This is a genomic window from Acinetobacter lwoffii (assembly GCF_024129855.1).
GTDB lineage: Bacteria > Pseudomonadota > Gammaproteobacteria > Pseudomonadales > Moraxellaceae > Acinetobacter > Acinetobacter lwoffii_L.
In genome coordinates this window covers 1-4920 of sequence record NZ_JAMXXC010000057.1, presented here as the reverse complement: position 1 = coordinate 4920, position 4920 = coordinate 1, and the positions used below count along the sequence as shown (strand labels likewise).

Genomic DNA, 4920 nt, shown 5'->3' with positions numbered 1-4920 from the left:
CGATTGGGGACTCCCCAATACCCCGACAACCGTATCCACGGTTGTATTTCACTACGTGAAAATTTAAAAGCGAAAAATAGGCATGGCGATTTACCACTTTTCAGTCAAAACCGTAGCACGATCAGCAGGGCGTTCCGCTACTGCTGCGATTGCCTATCGGGCAGGTGAAAAGATCTATTGTGAACGTGAGGGCCGAGAACATAATTACAGCCGAAAAACAGGTGTGGAATATAAAGAAATTTATTTACCCGAAGGCGCACCAGAACATTTAAAAAACCGGGAAAGACTCTGGAACGAAGTTGAACAACGGGAAACCCGAAAAAACTCGACAGTTGCCCGAGAATTTGAAATCGCTTTTCCAAGTGAATTAAATCAGGAACAACGCCTGGCCATGCTCGAAGAGCTATGCGCCAGTATCGTGGACAGACATCAGGTGGCCGTCGATGCCTGTATTCATGCACCGCATACTGGATCTGGTAGTGATGAACGCAATTATCACGCGCATATCCTGATGAGCACACGCAAACTTACTCCGGAAGGCTTCACCGAGAAAACCCGGGAACTGGATCAGAAACACAGTGGAGAAATCGAACACTGGCGCGAACACTTTGCCGATATCTGCAATATGCACCTGGATCTGGCTGGATACACTGCCCGAGTCGACCACCGCAGCTACAAAGACCAGGAGAATGGTTTAGAAGCCACGCTGCACGAAGGGCCGAAAGTCACCGAACTGCGCCGAAAAGGGATTGAGACCGAAATCAGCCGAAGCAATGACGAAATCAAACAGAGAAATCAGGCTCAGTTGCAATACGGTAAAAATATGGATCTGCTGATTGCTGAAAATGAGATCAAACTCAATACACTAAAAACTGAACAGCAGATCCAAATCAAAAATAGTGCTAAAACGCCACCAATTGACGAAAAAGCCCTGTTTGAAGAAAAACAGAGGGAAACCCTTGGCAAAGTGCTAAATCGCGAAATCAGCGCAAAAGACGCAAATCTAGACCTAGAATTTATGCAGGATGTTTTAAAAAAGGCCGAAAACACCTTCGGCAAGATGCAAAAACATGAAAACGAGTTCAATCAGCAGCTTGCCCAGGACATCGTGAAGAGCCGACTCAAGCAAAGTCATGACAAATTGCAAAGCCTGGTCGATCAACACAACGAATTAACCCAGAACAAACCCTTACTGTTTGGAAAAAAAGCCTGGGAAGCCCAACGTGATGCGATTTACCAAGAACACAAAAAGCTGAAAGGTCAGCATGAACACCAGAAAAAACATGGTGTAAAGGATTTATTGGAAAATGAAAAGTTCAAAGAACATGCCTGGAAGCAGTACCAACAACAACATCCGGCCAAAGCCAAGCAATACCAGACTCTATACTCAACCTATCAAGTCATTAAAAAATGTGTGAATGAGATCAAAGCAGAACAACAGCTGAAACTCAGACAAGAACAACAACTCAAAGCACAGCAACATGCGCCTAGAATGAAATCTCGTGGCATGAGTCGCTAAACAGAGCGAGTGTCTACGAGCGAACTGAGAAAATTTGCCCATCCCTTTCCCTGATTACAAGCTCCCTATCCATCAATCACCTGCTTTACAGAGCATCCCGAATGGGTGCGAACTTTCCAATTTTGATCCCTAAACCGAGCGTAGCGAGAAAAAAAAGCTTATGAGCGAAGCGAATTCCGAGTTGCTTTTGCTTTTCTAAAAGTCACGAAAATATTAACCAAAAATTGCCCCGACGAATCGAGCGAAAGCGAGATTCAATAGAGTTTGAGCGAAGCGAAAACCAAGGGCAATTTTTCAAATTTCCTTTTTTAATTATTTTTAAATATTTTAAATCTTTTCAGCCCTCTGTATGCCTTTAGTAGCAATGGTTTCAGCATTTAAATATGACGGATTGACTACTAACTATGACGGATTGACTACTAACTATGACGGATTGACTACTTAACTATGACGGATTGACTACTAACTATGACAAGTATATATTTGTCATATATTAAAAATTAAATGGTTTTATTTTGGATAAGAATCAAGTTGTAAAATCAAATCAAGTTATAGAAGCTTCATATCAATTAAGTGCCGTAGAGCAACGTATTGTCTTAGCAGCTATTTCACGTATTCCAAAGAATCAACCCATCACAGATGATGAGTTATACCCAGTGAGTGTTAATGAATTACAGCTCCTAGGAGTACACGAGAAAACAGCCTATAGAGATTTAAAAGAAGGGATTAATAGACTTTATGAAAGGTCTATCAACCTCTCTGTGGACGATAAATCTATCAAAATGAGATGGGTACAAGAGGTTCAGTTTTTAGATAGTCAAAGTGTCATTGGTATTCGCTTTTCAAAACCAATTTTGCCTTTTATATCCAACCTAAGTAGAGAATTTACGAAATATGCTCTATCTGATATCGCAGGTATCAACAGTGGGTACGGTATCCGTATCTATGAGTTACTGGTGCAATACAGACAAATAGGTAAGCGTGAAATCTCTGTTGATAATCTACGAACCATGCTGGAACTAGGTAAAAAGTATCCGTTATTTGCTGATTTTAAAAAAAGGGTAATTGATACTGCTGTAGATCAAATAAATGAATACAGCCCTTTACGTGTGACGTATGAGCAGAAAAAAACAGGTCGTAAAGTTACTCACATTACTTTTTCTTTTAAAGAAAAAACAAAAAGTATTGGTCAGGAAAGTACAGACATACCGAAAGAGTTCTATAAGTTAACAGATGCTCAGATAAACATGTTTGGTAATCAACTATCGCGTCTACATGAACTTTCTCATCTAGCACGTGAGGGTGAGAGCTATGAAATATTAGCTTCAAAAATCAAGGAAAAACTTAGAGATCCAAAACAACAGAAGCAGTTTTTACCTTACTTACGGAACTTAGGCTTCAAACCTTGAGTGTATTGAAGAATACACTTATTGTATTCTTCAATACGTATCTTAAATACACAGTAATACACTATGAAAACAAGTACAAAATACAGTGTTAGTGATGCTGCCACACTGTATAAAAAATCTAGAGCGACACTTTATAAAGATATAAAAAATGGGGTATTAAGCCGTGATCATGATGGTTTAATAGACTTTTCAGAATTATTGCGTGTATATGGTGAACCGTTTTCTGGAAAGCAGTCAAAACGTATTGATACGTCTCTAATACAGAATCTGGATACACCCGAATACACTGATAAAACAGTAGTAGAGTTAAAAAATCAGATCGACTTTTTAAAGAAACAATTAGAAAAAGCAGAAGATAGAGAGGCTAAAGCTAATGCTCGTATCGATACGCTTCTTACACTAATTGAAATGAAGCCACCTAAAGCTAGTAGTGAACCTAATAAAGAGAATATTGAAAGTAATATTTCACCAAACCCAACTGATATGGCAACAAATATTCAGTTAAAGCAGGTTAAAGAGGACGGATTGACTACTCCAGAGAACAAACGTATCCCTGTTCCAGAACATGTTGAGCCTGAACCTAAAAAGAGGGGCTTCCTGAGCCGTTTTTTCCTTCCTTATGGTTAGCCAGGACTCCAATTTTTTGATGAGCCAAGTTCAGTGCAAGCACATGAAATAATGACTCATCAAAAAACCGGATGAGGTTTATTAAAACTGAACAAAACCGTGGAACATTGTTTATTTATTGACCGTGGAACATGAAAAATCATTAAAAAAGCCCGATCTGGAGGATACGGGCCAATCAAAATGATATATACCATTGATTAATAAAGACAATTATAACGCATTTCGTATAAGGTGTATTATGTTAATTTTAGAAAAACTATAAAAGGTTATGGTTGTACAGCTTTAAGAAACATCTTGCCTAATTTAGTTACTTCGATTAACCCTTTACTAGTACTATACGTAGTGGATTCATCTTTAACATTCTGATAATAATGATCATAATAACTTTTTCTATTTTCAAAATAATCGAAATGTTCTTTATATCTATTTTCATCTGAAAACCAGATATCTTCACGAACTTGTAATAAGCCAACTCCAACTAAGTTACTGATATATGCATCTAAATTTTCTTTATAACTTAAGCCTAGATCAGGAATTATAATTACAGGATTTTCTATTATAATTGTTCCTTTGTTATTCTTTAATTCTGTTTTGATAAAAGGAATAGTTTCTTTTGGAATTAAATATTCTATGAATTTAACTTCATCTGGAGACAAGTTGTTAATAATATTTACAAAGCTAGGATGGGCTTGATTATTTAAATCTGTTATTGAAGCTTTTGTTAAAAGTTCAATATATAAGCTTCTTAATTCTTCATTAGTTACATAAGTAAGTTTTTCTAGAATTGGCATCGCAACTTCTGGAGGAGCTATAGTAATTTTTTCAGGAGGAATGTCTTTTAAACGCTCTCGATATGTTTCAAGATTATTTTCTAGTGCTATTTTTGCTCGTTCATTTACCCACATAATAGGCCACAGTAATGTTACTCCAAGTCCTAGTACTGCACTTAAAGCAACACCTACATTTTGCACACCAGGTTTAGCTAAGTCTCCATAAATTTCTTTTATCAAATCAGCGAAAGGTTCTAAACCTGAAGTATCAATTATTGCCATAATTTACATCCATATTTAATTACTAATTATGATTAGTATCTAACAATTAACTTGAAACTTCTAAACAATTTGAGAAATACTTTACAGCTATTTAACATAATGGGCGTTATACGAAATTAGTAGTTTTTACGCGAAATTCCTAACGTATTCATCTTTTGTCTTATATCTTTATTTTTACCAATAGGTAAAATATATTCATAACCTACATCGAAAAGTAGGTAGTTAAGAAAAAAATTACAGCGTTTTATAAGCCTTATAGTAACGGGAGAGACTATAGGGCTTTTTATTTATCTTAATATTCATATATCTATGA

The 4920-nt window shown here is 36.7% G+C and carries 4 protein-coding genes; 3 read left to right on the top strand and 1 reads right to left on the bottom strand.

Features of this window, described 5'->3' with window-relative positions; translation table 11 throughout:
- The first annotated feature begins 82 nt into the window (after positions 1 to 82).
- From mobQ to NI465_RS16390, 3 genes are all read left to right on the top strand, one after another.
- Positions 83 to 1519, top strand: a complete 1437-nt coding sequence (mobQ, locus tag NI465_RS16400; protein WP_253145999.1) for a MobQ family relaxase — start codon at positions 83 to 85, stop codon at positions 1517 to 1519.
- Positions 1520 to 2034: 515 nt separating this feature from the next.
- A complete protein-coding gene (gene repM / locus NI465_RS16395) occupies positions 2035 to 2928 on the top strand; it encodes a replication initiation protein RepM (RefSeq protein WP_004734502.1) in 894 nt (297 codons plus the stop codon).
- Positions 2929 to 2991: 63 nt separating this feature from the next.
- On the top strand, positions 2992 to 3555 hold the full coding sequence (locus NI465_RS16390) for a plasmid replication DNA-binding protein (RefSeq protein WP_086266488.1): 564 nt from the start codon (positions 2992 to 2994) through the stop codon (positions 3553 to 3555).
- 266 nt (positions 3556 to 3821) lie between these two features.
- Here NI465_RS16390 and NI465_RS16385 read toward each other — a convergent pair whose 3' ends face one another.
- Positions 3822 to 4607 (bottom strand): DUF4393 domain-containing protein, encoded by a 786-nt coding sequence (locus NI465_RS16385; protein ID WP_253145997.1) that lies wholly within the window; start codon positions 4605 to 4607, stop codon positions 3822 to 3824.
- Positions 4608 to 4920: the final 313 nt, after the last annotated feature.

Bases quoted from the DNA above. Each gene is read 5' to 3' on its own strand.
- mobQ (WP_253145999.1), top strand. From the start codon at position 83: ATGGCGATTTACCACTTTTCAGTCAAAACCGTAGCACGATCAGCAGGG.
- NI465_RS16390 (WP_086266488.1), top strand. From the start codon at position 2,992: ATGAAAACAAGTACAAAATACAGTGTTAGTGATGCTGCCACACTGTAT.
- NI465_RS16385 (WP_253145997.1), bottom strand. From the start codon at position 4,607: ATGGCAATAATTGATACTTCAGGTTTAGAACCTTTCGCTGATTTGATA.